We start from the raw sequence: 19,558 nt of genomic DNA on the forward strand, positions 1-19,558 counted from the left end.
AAGTTTATGTCTACTATTTTACTTGGTCTTAGTTTTATTTTATATTTATTATTGATTTTTTATCATAGTAAGAACCATTTAAGTTATTATTATACAAGTTAATAGCTTCAGTTCTACTATCAGTTTTTAATATATATACATGTCTGTGTCCTGTTTTAGGATTTACAAAATAATCCGCAGGTATATCATCATTTCTAAGTTCATCTAAAAACTTATCTGCATATGGTTTTTTAGAGAATACATTTACTACTAAGTAATACCCTTCTTGCAAGTCGCCTGTTTTTCTCATATTAAACACTCTTGCAGGAGACTGTTTTTTACGTACTTGATAACTTTCTCTTTTACCTCCGCCACCTAGCGTTATTTTTACTACGTAAACTCCTTCTTTATATGTTTTTTTGTTCGATAAACCTAAAATGTCATCTCCTCCATCAAATAACTTCTTGTCTTTAAACTCATCAGTCATTTCTTCTGCATCCTTCTTTCTTGAAAATCTATCAAAGTATACATAGAAATATTTCGTTTTAGGATCATAAACATATTTTGCTTCTAAGCCTTCTCTTTCAAACTTTACTTTCTTTTCTTCAATATACGCTTCTGCATTATCTTTATTCCTAAACTGATTTCCAGCAACATAATACATTGTACCTCCTCCAGTTCCTCTATAACGAGTCACTGTACTTTCTCTCCAAGGTGTATCTTTTCTTCTTCTTAAAGAAGTGTCTTTTTCTTCAGTTTCATCAGTAGTTACAACTTCTGTTGGAGTTGTTGTTACTGGTGTTTTTATTGTGTTTACTGTTGAGTTTGGTCTATTCTTTAATATCTTCAATATCTCATCAACTTTCTTATTTAAGATACTAATAGAATCATAAGCTTCTTGAATTTCATCTGATAATTCATTGTGTTCAGGGTTTTTATAATCAGCTTTAGGTTTTCTTTCAGGAAGTTTCACACTTACATTCCCAACAGGTCTTCTTACTGGTCTTTTTCTTGTAAAAGATTTCTCACCAAGGTTATATATAATTCCTATTTCATTAGTTGAAGCAAAATCACCTTTTTCATACGAAAAACCTATTGATAACCTATCTGATAGATTAACTCCTAATCCTGCTGATATTCCATATTGCTTATCATAACCTGCTTTTAACCAACCTGCTTTAGGCAAATCAAAAATCACGTTACCTCCATATCCAAAATCAGCATCTCCTGGCTTTCTAGCTAAGGCTAAAACTCTTAAGTCTGCTCCTTCAAATATTCCACTAGCATAAGTAAACTCATATGTGTACATAGCATGACCTGAAAATGTCTTCTCTGAGAATTGCGTAGCCATCTTCTGGTCTTTCAAATTAAAATCTACGAGATTCTCAAGAAACACACCTACATCAAATTTCCCGAAAGAAAGCGTTACTGCTGGCTGAAAATTAACAATTGGAATGTCTTGAAAATTACTCAATGCTGGATCTGGCACCTGCGAATTTACTTTTAATCCATCCGCACTCCTTCTGCTATATAATACATTGAATCCGAATGTTAAATCTAAATTATCATTTAATTGCATTCTATGTGCATAATTGGCAACTGCTCCAAAGTCTTTAAAAACACCTATTTCTTGTTGATAAATGGCTAAACCAGCTCCAACATTTTCACGCATTTTACCAGAATAACTTAATAGGTATAGCTTAGGAGAATCTTCAAATTCTACAAAACTATTTCTAACTATTGCACTAATAGATGTTTTATTTTCTCTTAAAGCTGAAAAAGTTGGTACCGTTAAAAAACGGTTAAACTTCATAAAGTTTCGTGAAGTGAAACTATTATATATTTCTCCATTGCTAGAAACTTGTGACATTGCACAAGTACTAATCAACAAAAAGATATACATAGTGTATTTTTTTACCATATTTTCTTAATCTATAACCGAGATACTTCCTGCTTTTATTAGCTGACTGTCTCTTATGATTTTATAATAAAAAATTCTCTGATTCCCTAATTCTACTTCATTATTAGGCCAATCATTTTTATATTCGGTTGTGTTATATACTTCTGTTCCGTTAGCATTGTATATTGCTATTGTTACAGTAGGTTGAAAAGAATACCTATTTGATATTTCCCATGTATCATTAATACCATCCTGTGTATTAGGAGATATTATATTAGGTACAATTATTTGATCATCTTGCTCTACCACTTCAATAGTTTTTCTCACTTCACAATTATCAACCGTAGCTACTAACGTATAAAATCCTATTTTATTTACTTCTAATGTTTCATTTGATGATAATAAATCTCCTGTAGCATCATCATGCCACTCGTAAGAGTTTGCACCACTTGCAGTTACTGTAGTAAAACCTCCTAAAACTAACACTACTTTTTCTGAGGGTGTAATCTGTACAGCAGAGTCATCAAAAGGTATTACATTTATTGGTGCTAAATCTCTTGAGCAACCAAAACCTTCTATTCGTAAAATATATTCTCCCACCTCTGTCACTTCTAACATTTTTGGATCTGCTAATGTTAATTCTGTACCATCTTTAAACCATGTATAGGTAAAACCAGTAATAACTTCAGGGAATGTATAAGTTATTGTACCTCCATCACATAAGGAGTTTGAACTTGATGTAGATGTTATTTCTGGATCTTCTATTGTTAACTTAACGTCAAGTTTATTAGATTTATTGCTTAAACTTGGTCCAGCAATTACTTCTAAGTCATACATTCCATTTTCTAAATATGAAGCGACATCTAATTCTTTTTGAGTTTGTCCTGGTATTACTGTATCATCTTTATACCATTGATATGTCAATGCTTCTAGTTGTTTATCAGTTAAATCATACGTATTACCATCTTCACCCGTAGCTGTTATACCTACTATTAAAAGTTTAGTACTAGCCGACTTACACTCTTCATAATCTGTTGCTGTTCTAATTTCTGTATTTAAAGATGTTGTTTCTAATAAAATAAAAGGTTCAGAGTCTAACGAAAAAGAACAAGCTCCTCCTGTTTCAGTAACTCTAGCAACATACTCCCCTGGTTGTCTTGCCACAATGGTTGCTCCAGTTCTTCCAATTATTTCTTCTCCATTTCTAAACCATACTATTGATGCTATTGTTGCCGTTGACGGCTCAATAGTAACAGTCAACTCTCTATCTTCACCTGGTAAGTATACTGTTTTTATTGGCAGTTGATTAGTTATAGTGAAACTTGCTGTAGCTTTTTGTTGTAGTACAACTTCTTGAGATCTTGCAGAACAACCACTTGACACAATTTCTAACTGGTACGTACCAAATTGTCCTCCATCATCAGGTGTAGTATAGGTATGTGAATTAGAAGTAGACACCAGTGTACCATCTTTATACCAATTGTAGGTAAAGGCAGGGTTATCTACTGTTGCTGTGAAGGTATGCGCTTCTTCCGCACATATTTCTACAGGAGAACTTCCTTCTATTTGAGCATTGGTTGTATCTATTATTACTACATTAATTAAAAAGGACTCTACATAACCACAAGCTCCATAGTTTACTTTAGCTTCGTAAGTACCTGCCTCAGTAACATTTAATTCAGGTAATGTTGTGGTTGCTACTAAAATAGTTCTATTCCTATACCATTCATAAACACCTTCATTATCTGTATTTAATTTTAAGTTGGCACCTCCTGAACCACATATTGTTTCTGTAGCTGCATTATCATTTATCCAAAGTGAACCTACATCAACCATGTCGTAAGCCGCAAAAGCATCTGAAACTGGGCTAACCATTGCCGGTGAAGTTGCTCGTATACGCACCCTAAACCCTTCTCCAAAAGTACCTTCTGGTAATTGAAAAGTTACTGGTATTTGATTAAAATTAGCATTTTGATTGACAATTGTTGCTAAATTAGGTGCTGGGTCTGCAAAAACCCCGTCAGAATCTGATAGTTCTACTATAAATTGATTATCAGCATTAAATGGTGTAGTTGTATATCTAAATGTTAAATTAAAATCAGTATTACCAGATCTATTACATGCATCACCAAACCCCAACTCTGGCTTCTGCAAATCTTGAGATGCCAAATTTGTATTTATAAGCAGAATCCCTGCTATTAATAATGTTTTCAAGCACTTAGCTAATACTTTACTCATTTAAGGGGTATTAAGGGAGTTCAAATTTACACTTTTTTTAAAAAAAACAATCAAAAAAAGCGACTTTACCACAGGGGAAGTTAAAAAATATAAATCAATTTTACAAGAAAACCCCCTAGTGGTATAAAATAATAAATAATTTTTACGTTTTTTGTAGTAACATTTATTATTAACTGTGAACAGATTTCTTTTTACACTTGTCTTTATTTTTAGCAGCTTTTGTTCAATTTCTCAAACAGGAGGTGAAAGCACTTACAATTTCCTTAACACCTCTACATTTGCACGTCAAGTTGCTTTAGGAGGCAAAGTTTTAACATTAATAGATGATGTTAATCAACCTATATGGAATCCCTCCACAATAAGCAATGTATTACACAATCAACTTTCAGTGAATTACACAAGCTACTTATCAGGAATTCATATAGGCTCTGTTTCTTATGCGCATGAAATTAACAAACACTTTGAAACTTTACACGGAAGTATTAAGTATATAAATTACGGCGAATTAATTAGAGCTGATGAAGAAGGTAATGAATTAGGTAATTTTAATGCCAATGATATTGCTTTTTCATTAGGATATGCTAGAAATATCCCAAAAAGTGATTTCTATTATGGTGCTAATGCTAAGTTTATTTATTCTGGAATAGATTCTTTTTCCTCTTTTGGAATTGCTTTAGATTTAAGTATTACATATTATAGTGCTACTAAACCTTATATTTTGGCTTTAGTTGTTAGAAATTTAGGTACACAATTAAAATCTTTTAATGGAACTCAGGAAAAACTACCTTTTGAAGTTGCACTAGGTGCTTCTTATAAATTAGAAAAGGTACCTTTAAAATGGTATTTAACGATTGATAATTTACAAAAATGGAATGTAGGCGTAGCTAATCCATCCAATCAAACTACCGATTTAGAAGGGAATACAACCCAAGAAGAAGTTTCTTTTTTAGACAATGCTTTTAGACATGTAATTATTGGCGCAGAATTATTTCCTGATAGTGCAATTAATTTAAGATTAGGGTATAACTTTAGAAGAAGTAAAGAACTACAACTACAAAATGTTCGTTCTTTTGGAGGCCTATCTTTTGGTTTTGGTTTAAAAATGAATAAAATAAAACTTAATTATGCTTATTCTAAGTTTCACTCTGCGTCTAACGTAAGTACCTTTAGTTTGCAAATTGATTTAGACAAAGGTGTAAAAGGTAAAAATCCTACCATATATTAAAACTAACTAATGTATCTTTGCCATCTATTCACACTGTAAAATGGCAAAGAAAATTACAATAGCTCTAGATGGCTACTCATCTACGGGTAAGAGTACTATAGCTAAACAGTTAGCTAAACAATTAGGATATATTTATGTTGATACAGGCGCAATGTATAGAGCAGTTACTTTGTTCGCCATGCAAAAAAACTACATCTCTCCTACTCATTTTGACCCCTCTAATTTAATCAATGATCTAGCAAACATTCGACTTTCATTTGTATTTAATGAGTCCTTAGGTTACGCTGAAATGTTTCTAAACAACACTAATGTTGAAAAAGAAATTAGAACTCTAGAGGTATCTAAACTTGTTAGTAAAGTATCTACCATTTCAGAAGTTAGAAAAAAGTTAGTAAGAGAACAACAGGAAATGGGCATTAACAAAGGTATTGTAATGGATGGTAGAGACATTGGAACTGTTGTTTTCCCAAATGCTGAACTTAAACTATTTATGACTGCTTCTGCTGACAAGCGTGCTAAAAGACGTTATAAAGAATTAATTGACCGAGGTGACAAAGTAAATTATGAAGACATTTTACATAATGTTCAAGAGCGTGACCGCATTGATTCTACCAGACAAGACTCTCCTTTAAAAATGGCTGATGATGCTATTGAGTTTGATAATTCTGACATGGGACTTAAAGAACAATTTGAAAGAATCATGCGCTTAGTTAATGATAGAATTCAATAAAAAAGCTCAGAGATCATAATTTAACTTATTTTAAACCTTTCTGAGAATTGAGTATTTAATAAGTTCTTACACTTATTATCGAATATTTAATTCTCAGAAAGGTTATTTTTTTAGAAACTACTACTACTACTTTCTTAGGTTGTAAAAAACTAATTCAAAATAGATAATCAACCTTAATAAGAAAGAACTCATATTACTGAAATAATAAAAAACATCATGAAGAATATCAACGATGTTTCGAAAAGGACAGCAACGATGTCTCGGGAAGGACAGCAACGATGTCTCGGGAAGGACAACAACGATGTCTCAAGAAAGACAGCAACAATGTCTCGAAAAGGACAGCAACAATGTCTCAGGAAGGACAGCAATGATGCCTCGGAAAGGACAGCAATGATATCTCGAGAAGGATAGCAACAATTTATCAGGAAGGGAAGTAATAGTGTATCTATCTACTAGTAAACCACCTTGGGGTTAGCCCACGAGGTATTTAATAAGATAATAAGTTTAATTTCGAGGCAAGCATCGGGATACCCTTTGGCTGCGCCAATAAAAACTCACAGTTTTTTTAAGACACTAAAATCTTCTTAAAAGTTGTACAATACAAAAAACACTGGTAAAACCTACCAGTGCTTTATAAAAAATGTTACTACATTATATTTTAAGCGTACTCTTCAATTAAGTTATTCTCACTTAATCTACTAGCTTCATATACGTTACTTAATGATTGTACTGAAATAGTAGCATCTTTACTATTTTGAGTACTGTCAGCATTCATCCACACCAATTGTCTTCCATTTCCTTGTAAAGTAAATGAAACTTCTTGAGTAGCCGAAGGCTTAACTTCTACTAAATCCTTAGTTCCTTCACCTAAATAACTAATGAAATCAGGATTTCCTTGTAAAGCACTTTGTGTTGCATTTACGATAAATACCTTAGCTCTCTGCTCTTCAAATTGTACAGAGATAAATTGGTTAATATCACTTTGAATTTGCCCAGCATACCAGTGAGAAGCAGGAACTGAATAGAAACGAGTGAATTTATTAAATGGATGTAATTGACCATCTAATGGTAAATTTTCATTATTAATACCATTAGTATCTAAAGGCATTTTTACACTACAAATAAAAGCTTGAATGTTAGCTCCTGGGTTTCCTTGTGTAATTGCAATAGAAACTGTATTTGTTTTACTTCCATCTACAAAACATAAAGCTGCTAATCCTTCATTTTGAGTAGTACCAGGAACCTTAACTAAAACTGGCTCTTGTGACTGCGCTCCTGTAACAATTACAGTAGTAGTAGCATCATTTCCTGCTGCATTATAAAAAAACAAACCATATAACTGTCCGTTATTTAAGTTTCCTGTACATGTTGCAGTATCACCTTGGTTTAAAGTGATTAATCCTCCTTGATTCCAATTAATTTTTGACATTTTTTTAAAGTTTTTGATTAGTTCCTTACTCTTTTAAAGATTTTCAGGTTTCTCTTAAACCAATCAACACACAGACTGTAGCTACTCAATTAATTATCTATCTGTTAATTAGCTTCTTAAAAATACTACTCAAATTAAACACCAATAACAACTAAACGTTATATTAATGTTAATCAATAGATTAACTAATCAAAACTTTTTCCTTATAAATTTTCTTCTGTTGAGTTCTTAGAGTATCTACGCCATTTTTCTAAACAATCAGTTATATCTTCTGGAATTTCAGAATTGAATTGCATAAACTCTCCTGTAGTTGGATGCGTGAACCCTAATGTTTTTGCGTGTAATGCTTGACGAGGAAGAACCTTGAAGCAATTATCTACAAATTGTTTGTATTTAGAAAATGTAGTTCCTTTTAATATTTGATCTCCACCATAGCGTTCATCATTAAATAACGTATGTCCAATATATTTAAAATGTGCCCTTATTTGGTGTGTTCTACCTGTTTCTAATTTACATTGAACCAAAGTTACATACGTAAAACGTTCTATTACCTTATAACGAGTCACGGCATGCTTCCCGAAATCTCCTTCAGGAAAAACAGTCATTTGCATTCTATCTTTAAAACTTCTCCCAATATGCCCTGTTATCGTTCCTTCGTCATTTTCAACATTTCCCCATACTAACGCATAGTATAAACGTTCCGTAGTTCTGTCAAAAAATTGTTTAGACAAATGTGCCATAGCAAACTCTGTTTTTGCTACCACTAATAAACCGCTTGTATCTTTATCTATTCTATGTACCAACCCTGGTCTATCACTACTATTATTAGGTAAATTTTCTATATGATGAATTAAACCATTTACCAAAGTACCTGAATAATTTCCATGACCAGGATGTACTACCATACCTGGTGGTTTATTTACCACAATTACTTGGTCATCTTCATATACTATATTAATAGGTATATCTTCAGCTACTAATAAGTTTTCATGTGGTGGATATGCTAATACTACCCTAACTACATCTTTAGGTTTTACCTTATAGTTAGATTTTACTGCAACTTCATTTACTAATATGTTACCTGCTTTTGCTGCTTGTTGAATTTTATTTCTAGTAGCATTCTCTATAAAATTCATTAAAAACTTATCTACTCTTAGCGGCACCTGTCCTTCAGTGGCTACAAAGCGATAGTGTTCATACAAATCATCATTTCCAATTTCTGGCGTTGTATCTTCCTGCATTCAATCAATAATTAGTTACCATTTCCATCTCCCAAAATCAAATTGATAGTTGTTTGTTTTGGTAATTTAGTTCCTGGTTTAATTTTAGCTCCTTTATGTTTTAGTCCTCTTACTACATCTTTTCCTAAATCTCTAACCCAAGTAACATCATTACCTACTTTAAAACCTATAGATTGTAAATGCGTAGTAGCTTGCCTACGAGTACGTCCATTTAAATCAGGTATTTCAACATCTCTATATTTGGATGGGTTTAGCGTTAAATAAATTTTTCTTCTTTCTTTCACAAAATCTCCTGCTTCGGGGTTTTGCTCCATTACTGACTTTTTAGGAAAGTTAGGGTTATAACTAGCACTATCAATTACTATATAATCTAAGTTTAGTTCGTTTAGTTTCTGCTCAACATTTGCTAATGACATTTTTTGTAAATCTGGTACTTGTATTTTTTGATTGTGATTGGTTGTTAAACCTAACCACCATTTTAATAAAAACACAAATGCAAAAATGCTTACTATAGCAATACCTAATTGTTTTAAAAACGTTTTGCTTTTTAAAAACTGTAATAACCCTTTAATATTCTCTGAAAAATTACTCATATAGATTTTTTGTAAGACGAAACAAATTTACTGTAAAAATAATAGATTTTATATATTCCTTTTTATGATTATTAATTTAACTTTAATTCATAGCTCATAATCATTATACTCCATTCTAAAAACCTCCATTCACTTTAATACACAGGAATCTTTTTGTAAGAAGTTTTTTTGGTAAGTTTGTAATACCAATTAAACAATCATTTCTAAGATTTAAAGCTTTTCAAAACATGAAAAAAAACATAGCTGTGGTCATGGGAGGATACTCTTCTGAAGTAGAGATTTCTTTACAAAGTGGTACTGTGGTTTTTAATCATATAAATAAAGATATTTACACACCTTATAAGGTACATATTCTTCCTGAAAAATGGGTAGTGGTAGAAAATGGGATTGAATTTGCTATTGATAAAAACGATTTTTCTTTTGTAAGAGAAGGGCAAAAAATAACATTTGATTGTGTTTTTAATGCTATACATGGTGCTCCTGGAGAAAATGGAGGTCTTTTAGCTTATTTTGATTTAATAAACCTAAAGCATACTTCTGCTCCTTTTTATCAAATGGCATTAACTTTTAATAAGAGAGATACTTTAAGTGTAGTAAAACACTATGGAATCCCAACAGCTAAATCTGTTTATTTTAATAAAGGAGATGTATATTCTGAAGATGCAATTATTGAAAAAGTAGGACTTCCTTGTTTTGTGAAGCCAAATAATGCTGGTTCTAGTTTTGGTATTTCTAAAGTCCATACTAAAGAGGAATTAAATCCTGCTATTGAAAAAGCGTATAAAGAAGATTCTGAAATTTTAATTGAAAGTTTTTTAGACGGGACAGAAGTATCTGTAGGTGTTATTGAATACAAAGGAGAGGTTATCGTATTACCTATTACAGAAATTGTTTCTGAAAATGATTTTTTTGATTATGAGGCTAAATATTTAGGAAAATCACAAGAAATTACTCCTGCTAGATTAACAAAACAACAAGAAGTACGTGTTAAAGAAGTTTCTAAAAAGGTGTATGAAATTTTAGGCATGAGCGGTTTTTCTCGTTCTGAATATATTTTAGTGAATGATGAACCTCATTTTTTAGAAATGAATACAGTTCCTGGACTTACCGAAGCGAGTATTTTACCTCAACAAGCCAACATACATGGTATTTCATTAACTGATTTATTTGGTAATGCCATTGAAGCTGCTTTACGTTAGAATATACTATTATAAAATTAAAAATATAACCAACTATACAATATTTAATTAATGAAAAAAGCTATTTTTCCAGGGTCTTTTGATCCTATTACTCTAGGTCATGTTGATATTATTGAACGTGGTGTTACTTTATTTGATGAGTTAATCATTGCTATTGGTATTAATGCTGATAAAAAATACATGTTTTCTTTAGAAGAACGTAAGCGTTTTATTGAAGAGACTTTTAAACATGAACCTAAAATAAAGGTGGTTACCTACAGCGGTTTAACCGTTAATTTTTGTAGAGAACAAAATGCTGAATTTATTTTAAGAGGTTTACGTAATCCTGCTGATTTTGAGTTTGAAAAAGCTATTGCACATACCAATCGTAAGTTATCAGAGATTGAAACAGTATTTTTATTAACTTCTTCTGGGAAAAGTTATATTTCTTCTTCCATTGTTCGTGATGTTATTAGAAATAATGGAGATTATACAGGCTTGGTTCCTGATGCTGTGAGAGTTTAAATTTTAACTATATATGAAAAAGTTACATTTTTTCCTAGCATTTTATGCTATTTCATTTATTATCAATGCTCAAAATTATCAAACAGGAGATACTATTTATTATGAAAAAGGTATTATTACACAATACAAAAACAAAGCAACCTCCTATTCTATAATTAAAAAAATAAAAAATGTTAATGAAATTACTTTTTATAAAGTAAATAATTTTATTCCTTCCGATACATTAAAATTATCATATAGATTATATGCCAGTTTTAGAACTAAAATCTTGGAAACTTTAAACTCTTCTGATGGAGAATTTAAAACCTTTCATAAAAATGGAAAACTGCAAAAAGAAGGGATTAAAGCCAAAGGAAAAAAAATAGGCACATGGAAATTCTGGTATCAAAATGGAAAGATTAGAGAAGAGCGTTTTTACCCTAAAAATATAACTTTAGCTAAAAACTTTAAACACTATAAAGTACTTAATTTTTGGGATAGAGAAGGAATTCAAACAATAACTGATGGTACTGGTTTTTTTGAATTTAAAAAAGGAAAAACTATTTATAAAGGTTCTTATCAAAAGAAACTGAGACATGGTAAGTTTACAGAAATAAAAAATGGAAAAACACAGTTTGAAGAGTACTATATAAGAGGTAAACTAAAATCTGGTACAAGCTGGGATGAAAATGGTAAAACATATAAATATAAACAAGTTTTTAAGCAACCTCGTTATAGAAAAGGACAAGAAAGCATAAAGAAACATATAATAAAAAACTTTAATATGCCTAGATATGCTGTCAAGAACAATATAGCTGGTAAAATTATAGTTAATTTTAGAGTTACTAAAAAGGGGCTTTTAGACGATATTAAAGTTGCTAAAAAACTGTGTCAACCCTGCGATGCAGAAGCTATTAGAGCTGTAAAAAGTATGGGAAAATGGAAACCTGCAAAGTATAGAGGTAAAAATATTAATATAAGATACAGCATCCCTTTAACACTATAATGTAGAATGATGAAAAAACTAACCTTACTTCTATTCATCTGTTTATATGCCTGCAAACAAAATTCTACACAGGTAAATACGGGATTTAAAACTTTATTTGAAAAATCTAACGGAACTGAGACTCCTGAATATAATGCCATTATTCAGTTTTATAAGAATTTAGCTAAAGTATATCCTGAAATTTCTTTTTTTGAAATGGGTATAACTGATTCTGGAAAACCATTACATTTGGTAATTTTCAATACCAAAGGAGCAACTACTTTAAAAGATTTAAAAAGTTCTACGAAAGCTCGTGTATTAATCAACAACGGCATTCACCCTGGTGAGTCCGACGGTATTGATGCTTCTATGTTATTACTAAGAAACTTAGTTCAAAACGATTCTTTAAAGAACAAATATGCTAATGCTTTGATTGGAATAATTCCTGTTTATAATATTGGAGGTGCTTTAAATAGAAACTCACATACTAGAGTCAATCAAAATGGCCCTAAAGCATATGGTTTTAGAGGTAATGCGCAGAATTACGATCTTAATCGAGATTTCATAAAGCAAGACACTAAAAATGCGGCTAGCTTTGCTACTATTTTCCACACTTTAAACCCCGATGTTTTTATTGACAATCATGTTAGTAATGGTGCAGATTATCAATACGCCATTACACATTTATTTACACAACATAACAAACTGGGGAACTCTTTAGGGAAGTACTTAGAGGAAGAAATGCGTCCTTATATAGAAAGCTCATTAGAAACCAAAAATATACCTATTACACCTTACGTGAATGTTTGGGGAACGACTCCTGAAAAAGGTTGGTCACAGTTTTTTGACTCTCCCAGATATTCTACAGGTTATACTACGTTATTTAACACTTTAGGTTTAATGGTTGAAACACACATGCTAAAACCTTATAAAATTAGAGTGGAACAAACCTATGAACTTCTTTTTTCTGCTTTAGACTTTTCTGTTGAAAATAATGCCCGAATTAAAGAGTTAAGAACCAATGCTACTCAAGAAATAATTGCACAAAAAACATATCCTATCCATTATAAAGTGGATAAGAATAACCCCACTAAGCTTAATTTTAGAGGTTATGAAGGAACATACATAGACAGCAAGGTTACTAATGGTAAACGGTTATTATATGATGCTTCTAAACCTTACAATAAGCCTGTACATTATTATAATCAGTTTTTACCTATTAAAAAAGTTACTATCCCTAAAGCATATATTTTAAAACAAGGATGGCATAAAGTTATTGACCGATTAAAAATGAACCACATAGCTTTTACTACTTTTAAAAAAGATACAACTATTAAGGTTGAAGTACAACACATAAATAGTTTTGATACTAGAAAAATGGCTTATGAAGGTCATTACTTACACTATAATACAACTGTAAAAAAATCTACTAAAGAGGTTCATTTTAAAACTGGCGATCTTTATATCCCAACACATCAGGAAGGGATTCGTTATTTATTAGAAACTATGGAGGCAGAAGCTATAGATTCTTTTTTCAATTGGAACTTTTTTGATACTATTTTACAACGTAAAGAAGGGTTTTCTTCTTATGTTTTTGAAGACATTGCTGCTTCTTTTTTAAAGAATAATCCAGACATTAAGAAAAAGTTAGATCATAAAATTAAAATGGATTCAACTTTTGCTAAGGATCCTTATGCTCAGTTAAATTTTGTGTATAGCAAAACTCCTCACTATGAGGAAGCTCATTTACGTTTGCCTATTTTTAAAATTGTAGAATAACTGCTTTTGGCTTACTAATAAAAAACCCCGCTAATTGCGAGGTTTTTTATTAGTAATTTCTATACTTTTTAGTTTCTTCAAAAATATGCTCTAGTATTTTTTTCTCTCGTTCATCAAACTCAACACCTCTCCTTTTCATTACTACTTCTGCTACCTCAAATACTTTATTCGTTTTATATTCAGTAAAACCAGAAGCGCCTCCCCAACTATATGATGGCACAAAATTCCTTGGAAATCCACTTCCAAAAATATTCGCTGAAACCCCAATAACGGTTCCTGTATTAAACATAGTATTAATTCCACACTTAGAATGATCTCCCATCATTAAACCACAAAACTGCAAGCCCGTTTTGGCAAATCTTCCTGTTTCATAATTCCATAATTTAACTTCCGCATAATTATTTTTGAGGTTAGAATTATTCGTGTCTGCTCCAATGTTACACCATTCTCCTAATACCGAATTTCCTAAATAACCTTCATGCCCTTTATTTGAACATCCAAATAACACAGAATTATTAACCTCTCCTCCTACTTTACAATTAGGTCCTATAGTAGTTGCTCCATAAATTTTTGCGCCCATTTTTACTACTGAATTCTCGCAAAGCGCAAAAGCACCTCGTATTAAAGCGCCTTCCATTATTACTGTATTCTTCCCAATGTATATTGGTCCTTTAGATGCATTTAAGGTAGCAAAGGTCAATTCAGCACCTTCCTCAATAAAAATAGCTTCTCTGTTAATACAATTTACCGTTTCTGGTATTGGTTCAGAAGTTCTTCCTTCAGTAATCAAATCAAAATCGGCTTTTATTGCTTTATCATTCAAAGAGAAAATATCCCATGTATTTCTAATTTGAATAATCTCCTCTTCAAACTCTATCTGCTCATAATTAGCAAATTCTACTTCTTCTTGTGAATCCGTAGTATGAAAAGCAATAACATCTTCTCCTTTAAATATGGCTTGATTTACAGACAAACTTTTTACCATCTCAACTAATCGCTTAGTTGGTAAAAAAGAGGCATTTAACAGCACATTTTCAGCCATTTCTACCATCGGGTATTTTTCCTCTAAATATTCTTCAGTAATTGTTGTGGTAGTGTAACTTAAAAATCTTTCCCATTTTTCACGAATGGTAAGTATTCCTACTCTAATATCAGCGACAGGTTTGGTATACGTAAATGGTAATAATGCATTTCTTACATCACCATCAAATAATATATAATTCATAGAATTCTCAATTTCCAGTAGAACAAACTTACAATAAAAAACCGATTGTTATGATAACAATCGGTTAATAAAATATAGATTAATTTTTCCTTATTCTTTAACAAAATGTTTTACACCTAACTTGTCTCCAGAAGCAATTTTAAGCAAGTACATACCAGCTGGTAATTCTTGTACATTTACTTCTTTTTGTAATGAAGATATTTGTTGTGTTTGTATTAATTTACCTGTATAGTCATAGATTTGTACGTCTGCATTATTAGCTGCTAATGGTAAATCTATCTTTACACTATTTTTAGCTGGGTTTGGATACAATGCAAAGTCTAATCTATTCTCTTGAGCAATACCTAATACTGGTGTTGAACCTGAGTTAGCTGTTAAAACAAAATCTCCTGCAGTATTACCATTTCCATTACCTTGTATGGCAGAAGTATAAAATGTTACTTTTCCTTCGTTTGTTGCTGGAGAAGTCCATTTTACCGTCCATGATAGCTGTCCATTTCCACTACTTGTATGTGTTGCTCTTTCTCCACTATTTACTGCTTGAGTATCCGATCCTCCAGAAGCAAATGTCCCTACTTTAGCATTATCTGAATCCTTTTCTGCAGTTACTTGAAAACCAGAAGCAGCAGCTGATGCAGTTCCTGTAAGTGTTATAGTCACATCATACTCTGTATTTAACTCATATCCTGCTGTAGGTATATTTGTTGTTACTGTTATATTTTGATCCTTTATTAATGGTCCAGAATGACATTGTATACACGTTGATTTGTCAGCATCCCCTCCATTTGCTGCAATATCACCTGGAGATCCAGAGTAAGCATTAGTCCTACCTCCAGAAAAAGATAATAGTAAAAAAGCAGTTATTGGAAGAGCTAATAAAGTAGCTTTGAATAAGTAGTCTTTTTTCATAATTGTTAAATGTTTAAGTTTTTGTTTACGTTACTAACATCTTTATTAAATTAAAACATAGAAACTGTTTTTTTATCAACGTTTTCAACTCAACACTGATGTTATTAATACGACAGTTGTCGCAAAAAAAACCCTACCTTACATTTTTATAATTATCTTTACCTCGTAAAAATATATTTATGAAAAAAATATTAGTTCTTATACTAGCCATCATTACTTTAATAGCAGCTCTTTATTATGCCTTTATTTACTTTATACCTTATAGTGAAGGTGTTAGATCTGGTGAACTCATAAAAATTAGTTATAAAGGTGTTATGGTTAAAACTTGGGAAGGAGAAATTAGTCAAGGAATTTCAGGTGCTCAAATTTTTTCTTTTTCTGTAGAAGACAATAAGAAAAAAGTAATTGAAAACTTGCAAAAATTTCAAGGTAGGTATGTAAAAGTTCATTACAAAGAACGTTTTGGTTCTTTTTTCTGGTTGGGAGATACTAAATATTTTATTACTAAAGTAGAAGAAGAAAGTTCTCCACATTTTAGAGGTCTTACCCAAGAAGATGACAATGATAAAACAGAATAATTTTAAACAGGTTGAAGACACCCGAATTACTATTTCGGAATTAATGCTTCCTTCACACGCTAACTTTAGTGGAAAAATTCATGGTGGCTATATTTTAAATTTAATGGATCAAATAGCCTTTGCTTGTGCATCTAAACACTCGGGAACTTATTGTGTGACTGCTTCTGTAGATACTGTTGATTTTTTAAACCCAATAGAAGTTGGTGAGTTAGTCACTATGAAAGCTTCTATAAACTATGTTGGTAGAACTTCTATGGTAGTAGGTATACGAGTAGAGTCTCAAAACATACAAACAGGAAAAGTTAATCACTGTAATTCTTCTTATTTTACTATGGTTTCTAAAGATGAACATGGAAATAGTGTGCCCGTTCCTGGAATTATTATTAATGACGATATTGAAATACGTCGCTTTTTAAAAGCTATTAAACGTATAGAAATGAAAAAGATACGTCAAGAAGAATTTGACAGTGACCATTTTATTCCTGATAACTACATAAAAGATTTAGAAAACTACAACGTTAAAATTGAACTATAATACATGCCTGAAATTATTGATTTAAGTCAGGATATTTTTGAGGGAATGCCTGTTTATAATGGACTGCCTCAAGTTAAAATGTCCGTACATAATACCCATGAAGAGTGGAATGGTATTGAAAACCCTACCACGAATACTCCAAGCGTATATAAATTAGAGCTAGGTGAACATACAGGTACTCATGTTGATGCTTTAAACCATATGGCAGCAGAACATAAAGGAAAGTCTATAGATACCATGCCACTTTCTATGTTTTATACGGAAGGGATTTGCCTTGATTTTTCTAATAAAGGATTACGTGAGTTAATTACTTCAAATGAAATAAAAGAAACTTTAGCTAAAACTGGTTTACAAATAAAAAAGGGAGATACTGTTTTACTATACACCAATCATTATAGAAAACATTTTAATACTGAAAATTGGAAAAATGGTCCTGGTATTACAGCTGAATGTGCTAGATGGCTTGGTGAACAAAAAATTGCAGCCTTTGGTGTAGAAACCATGTCACCAGGAGTTCCAAAAATATCAAATAAAGAGGTACATCATATTTGTGGAGAATTAGGGTTTACCCATTATGAAAATATGATTAATCTTCACGAGCTTATTGGACGGGGAAGGTTTCAATTTATTGCACTCCCTTTAAAAATTAGAGGAGGTACTGGTTCTCCAGTAAGAGCTATAGCTGTTTTTTAAGAACTGTCATTATTTGTTTAGCCTAATACAAAAACATACTTTTGTAATATTATGTTTAATAAAATTAGCCTTTGAATCGTACATCAAAAAACTGGAAAGAAAAACTTCATGAAATAATTTATGAAGCTGACACACCTGCTGGTAAACTGTTTGATATTATACTGCTAATCGCAATTTTATCATCTGTACTTTTTGTAATGCTAGAAAGTGTAGCTAGTATTGAATCTCAATATGGAGCTTTATTAAACATTGGTGAATGGGTGTTAACTATTCTTTTTTCTGTAGAATACATTCTTCGTATTATTTCTATAAAAAAACCAAGTAAATATATTTTTAGCTTTTATGGAATTATTGATTTTCTATCAACAATTCCTAAATATCTTTCTATTTTTTTTATTGGAACACACAGTTTAGTAGCTCTTAGAGCCTTGCGTTTATTAAGAATCTTTAGAATTTTAAAGTTAGCTCGTTTTATTGGTGAATCTAATAATTTTATTAAAGCATTAAAAGCAAGTAGAGCTAAAATAGCGGTATTTTTATTTTTTGTACTGATTTTATGCTTAATCCTTGGTACAGTAATGTATTTAATAGAAGGCGGAGATAATGGTTTTACAAGCATTCCTAGGAGTGTTTATTGGGCAATTGTAACACTAACTACGGTTGGTTATGGAGATATTGCTCCACATACACCTTTAGGTCAGTTTATTGCAAGTATTATCATGATTTTGGGTTATGGTATTATCGCCGTTCCCACTGGAATTGTGACTTCTGAAATGACCAAAAGTGATATTCACTTAAACACGCAATCATGTCCACATTGTTCACACGAACAACACAATGATGATGCTATATTTTGCAATCAATGTGGTAATAAATTACACGATTAATGACAAACACTCTTATTACTATAGTAGGTGCTACCGCCATTGGAAAAACAGCGTTAAGTATTAAGCTAGCACAACATTTTAATTGTGAAATTATCTCTTGTGACTCCCGTCAATTTTATAAAGAAATGACCATTGGAACTGCAGTTCCTGATACTGAAGAATTAGCAGCTGCTCCTCATCATTTTATTCAAAATAGAAGTGTATTTGACGATTATAATGTAGGTCAATTTGAAAAAGATGCTCTCAGTACTTTAGATACTCTTTTTAAAAAGAATCCTATACAAATTATGGTTGGAGGTAGTGGTTTGTATGTAGATGCTGTTATTAATGGTTTAGATTACTTTCCAGATGTGGATACTGAAATACGTAAAGATTTAACTACTCAGCTTGAGGAAAAAGGAATTATACATTTACAAGCACAGTTAAAAGAATTGGATATTGAAGCATACAATACTATTGCTATTGATAATCCGCATCGTTTAATACGTGCTTTAGAAATTTGTATTGGTACAGGAAACACTTACTCTTCGTATAAAAACAAGCCCAAGCAACCTCGTAATTTTAACGTAATTAAAATTGGCTTAACAGCTGATAGAGAAATTATGTATGACCGTATTAACAAACGAGTGGATATTATGATGCAAGCTGGTTTATTAAAAGAAGCTGAAAGTTTATATACTCATAAACATTTAAATGCTTTACAAACTGTTGGCTATAGAGAATTATTCTCTCATTTTGATGGTGAATTTTCTTTAGATTTTGCTATTGAAGAGATTAAGAAAAATACGAGACGATTTGCCAAACGTCAAGGAACATGGTTTAGGAAAGACAAAAACATATTATGGTTTGATTTTCAAAAAGATGTAAATCAAATTATTAATGCCATTGTCACATTTTTATCCCAATAAAGCAATACTTATTTTAATTTTATTCCTTAATTCTTATTTTTA

18 protein-coding genes are annotated in these 19,558 nt (G+C 31.4%); 11 read left to right on the forward strand and 7 right to left on the reverse strand.

Annotated features, from left to right (window positions below):
* Positions 1-34: 34 nt before the first annotated feature.
* Both ABNT65_RS06270 and ABNT65_RS06275 read right to left on the reverse strand, forming a co-directional pair.
* Positions 35-1,900 (reverse strand): PorP/SprF family type IX secretion system membrane protein, encoded by a 1,866-nt coding sequence (locus ABNT65_RS06270; RefSeq protein WP_348702936.1) that lies wholly within the window; start codon positions 1,898-1,900, stop codon positions 35-37.
* 6 nt (positions 1,901-1,906) lie between these two features.
* Positions 1,907-4,117 carry a gliding motility-associated C-terminal domain-containing protein gene (locus ABNT65_RS06275; RefSeq protein ID WP_348738380.1) on the reverse strand — a complete coding sequence of 737 codons (2,211 nt, stop codon included), beginning with the start codon at positions 4,115-4,117 and terminating at the stop codon, positions 1,907-1,909.
* Between the two features lie 175 nt (positions 4,118-4,292).
* Here ABNT65_RS06275 and porQ point away from each other — a divergent pair, with 175 nt between their 5' ends.
* Both porQ and cmk read left to right on the forward strand, forming a co-directional pair.
* Positions 4,293-5,342, forward strand: coding sequence for a type IX secretion system protein PorQ (gene porQ, locus ABNT65_RS06280; RefSeq protein WP_348738378.1), 1,050 nt, complete (start codon positions 4,293-4,295; stop codon positions 5,340-5,342).
* 40 nt (positions 5,343-5,382) lie between these two features.
* A complete protein-coding gene (gene cmk / locus ABNT65_RS06285) occupies positions 5,383-6,072 on the forward strand; it encodes a (d)CMP kinase (protein ID WP_348738376.1) in 690 nt (229 codons plus the stop codon).
* A 658-nt stretch (positions 6,073-6,730) separates the two neighbouring features.
* Here cmk and ABNT65_RS06290 read toward each other — a convergent pair.
* The 3 genes from ABNT65_RS06290 to ABNT65_RS06300 all read right to left on the reverse strand — a co-directional run bounded on the left by ABNT65_RS06290 (position 6,731) and on the right by ABNT65_RS06300 (position 9,335).
* A complete protein-coding gene (locus ABNT65_RS06290; protein ID WP_348702940.1) occupies positions 6,731-7,501 on the reverse strand; it encodes a hypothetical protein in 771 nt (256 codons plus the stop codon).
* Positions 7,502-7,704: 203 nt separating this feature from the next.
* Positions 7,705-8,742 carry an RluA family pseudouridine synthase gene (locus ABNT65_RS06295; protein WP_348702942.1) on the reverse strand — a complete coding sequence of 346 codons (1,038 nt, stop codon included), beginning with the start codon at positions 8,740-8,742 and terminating at the stop codon, positions 7,705-7,707.
* 11 nt (positions 8,743-8,753) lie between these two features.
* Positions 8,754-9,335: a PASTA domain-containing protein gene (locus ABNT65_RS06300; protein WP_348738374.1), complete on the reverse strand. Its 582-nt coding sequence runs from the start codon at positions 9,333-9,335 to the stop codon at positions 8,754-8,756.
* A 227-nt stretch (positions 9,336-9,562) separates the two neighbouring features.
* Between ABNT65_RS06300 and ABNT65_RS06305 the strand changes: the two genes are divergently transcribed.
* From ABNT65_RS06305 to ABNT65_RS06320, 4 genes are read left to right on the forward strand one after another with little or no spacing between them, the layout of a single operon-like run.
* A complete protein-coding gene (locus ABNT65_RS06305) occupies positions 9,563-10,534 on the forward strand; it encodes a D-alanine--D-alanine ligase (protein WP_348747454.1) in 972 nt (323 codons plus the stop codon).
* A 51-nt stretch (positions 10,535-10,585) separates the two neighbouring features.
* Positions 10,586-11,038, forward strand: a complete 453-nt coding sequence (coaD, locus tag ABNT65_RS06310; protein ID WP_348702945.1) for a pantetheine-phosphate adenylyltransferase — start codon at positions 10,586-10,588, stop codon at positions 11,036-11,038.
* A gap of 13 nt (positions 11,039-11,051) precedes the next feature.
* Positions 11,052-12,023 (forward strand): energy transducer TonB, encoded by a 972-nt coding sequence (locus ABNT65_RS06315; RefSeq protein ID WP_348747455.1) that lies wholly within the window; start codon positions 11,052-11,054, stop codon positions 12,021-12,023.
* Between the two features lie 9 nt (positions 12,024-12,032).
* The gene (locus ABNT65_RS06320) at positions 12,033-13,781 is read left to right on the forward strand and encodes a M14 family metallopeptidase (RefSeq protein ID WP_412766863.1); all 1,749 of its coding nucleotides are present in this window, start codon (positions 12,033-12,035) and stop codon (positions 13,779-13,781) included.
* A gap of 49 nt (positions 13,782-13,830) precedes the next feature.
* Here the strand turns inward: ABNT65_RS06320 and ABNT65_RS06325 are convergent, their stop codons facing one another.
* Together ABNT65_RS06325 and ABNT65_RS06330 are read right to left on the reverse strand one after the other, a co-directional pair.
* On the reverse strand, positions 13,831-15,006 hold the full coding sequence (locus tag ABNT65_RS06325) for a GlmU family protein (RefSeq protein WP_348747457.1): 1,176 nt from the start codon (positions 15,004-15,006) through the stop codon (positions 13,831-13,833).
* Positions 15,007-15,096: 90 nt separating this feature from the next.
* Entirely contained in the window at positions 15,097-15,915 is an 819-nt protein-coding gene (locus ABNT65_RS06330) for a choice-of-anchor V domain-containing protein (RefSeq protein WP_348747458.1), read from the reverse strand.
* A 179-nt stretch (positions 15,916-16,094) separates the two neighbouring features.
* On the opposite strand from ABNT65_RS06330, the gene ABNT65_RS06335 reads away from it, so the two are divergent.
* The 5 genes from ABNT65_RS06335 (at position 16,095) to miaA (ending at position 19,516) form a co-directional block, all read left to right on the forward strand.
* Positions 16,095-16,493, forward strand: coding sequence for a 6-phosphogluconate dehydrogenase (locus ABNT65_RS06335; RefSeq protein ID WP_348738369.1), 399 nt, complete (start codon positions 16,095-16,097; stop codon positions 16,491-16,493).
* Positions 16,477-17,028: an acyl-CoA thioesterase gene (locus tag ABNT65_RS06340; RefSeq protein WP_412766844.1), complete on the forward strand. Its 552-nt coding sequence runs from the start codon at positions 16,477-16,479 to the stop codon at positions 17,026-17,028. The genes ABNT65_RS06335 and ABNT65_RS06340 overlap by 17 nt, the downstream gene beginning before the upstream one ends.
* A 3-nt stretch (positions 17,029-17,031) precedes the next feature.
* Positions 17,032-17,721, forward strand: a complete 690-nt coding sequence (locus tag ABNT65_RS06345; RefSeq protein WP_348747459.1) for a cyclase family protein — start codon at positions 17,032-17,034, stop codon at positions 17,719-17,721.
* A gap of 71 nt (positions 17,722-17,792) precedes the next feature.
* Entirely contained in the window at positions 17,793-18,608 is an 816-nt protein-coding gene (locus tag ABNT65_RS06350) for an ion transporter (RefSeq protein WP_348702953.1), read from the forward strand.
* Positions 18,608-19,516, forward strand: a complete 909-nt coding sequence (gene miaA / locus ABNT65_RS06355) for a tRNA (adenosine(37)-N6)-dimethylallyltransferase MiaA (RefSeq protein ID WP_348747460.1) — start codon at positions 18,608-18,610, stop codon at positions 19,514-19,516. Before ABNT65_RS06350 ends, miaA begins: the two co-directional genes overlap by 1 nt.
* Positions 19,517-19,558: the final 42 nt, after the last annotated feature.

Origin of the sequence: Tenacibaculum sp. 190524A02b (assembly GCF_964036645.1) — a bacterium.
In the GTDB taxonomy this organism is placed as follows: domain Bacteria; phylum Bacteroidota; class Bacteroidia; order Flavobacteriales; family Flavobacteriaceae; genus Polaribacter; species Polaribacter vairaonense.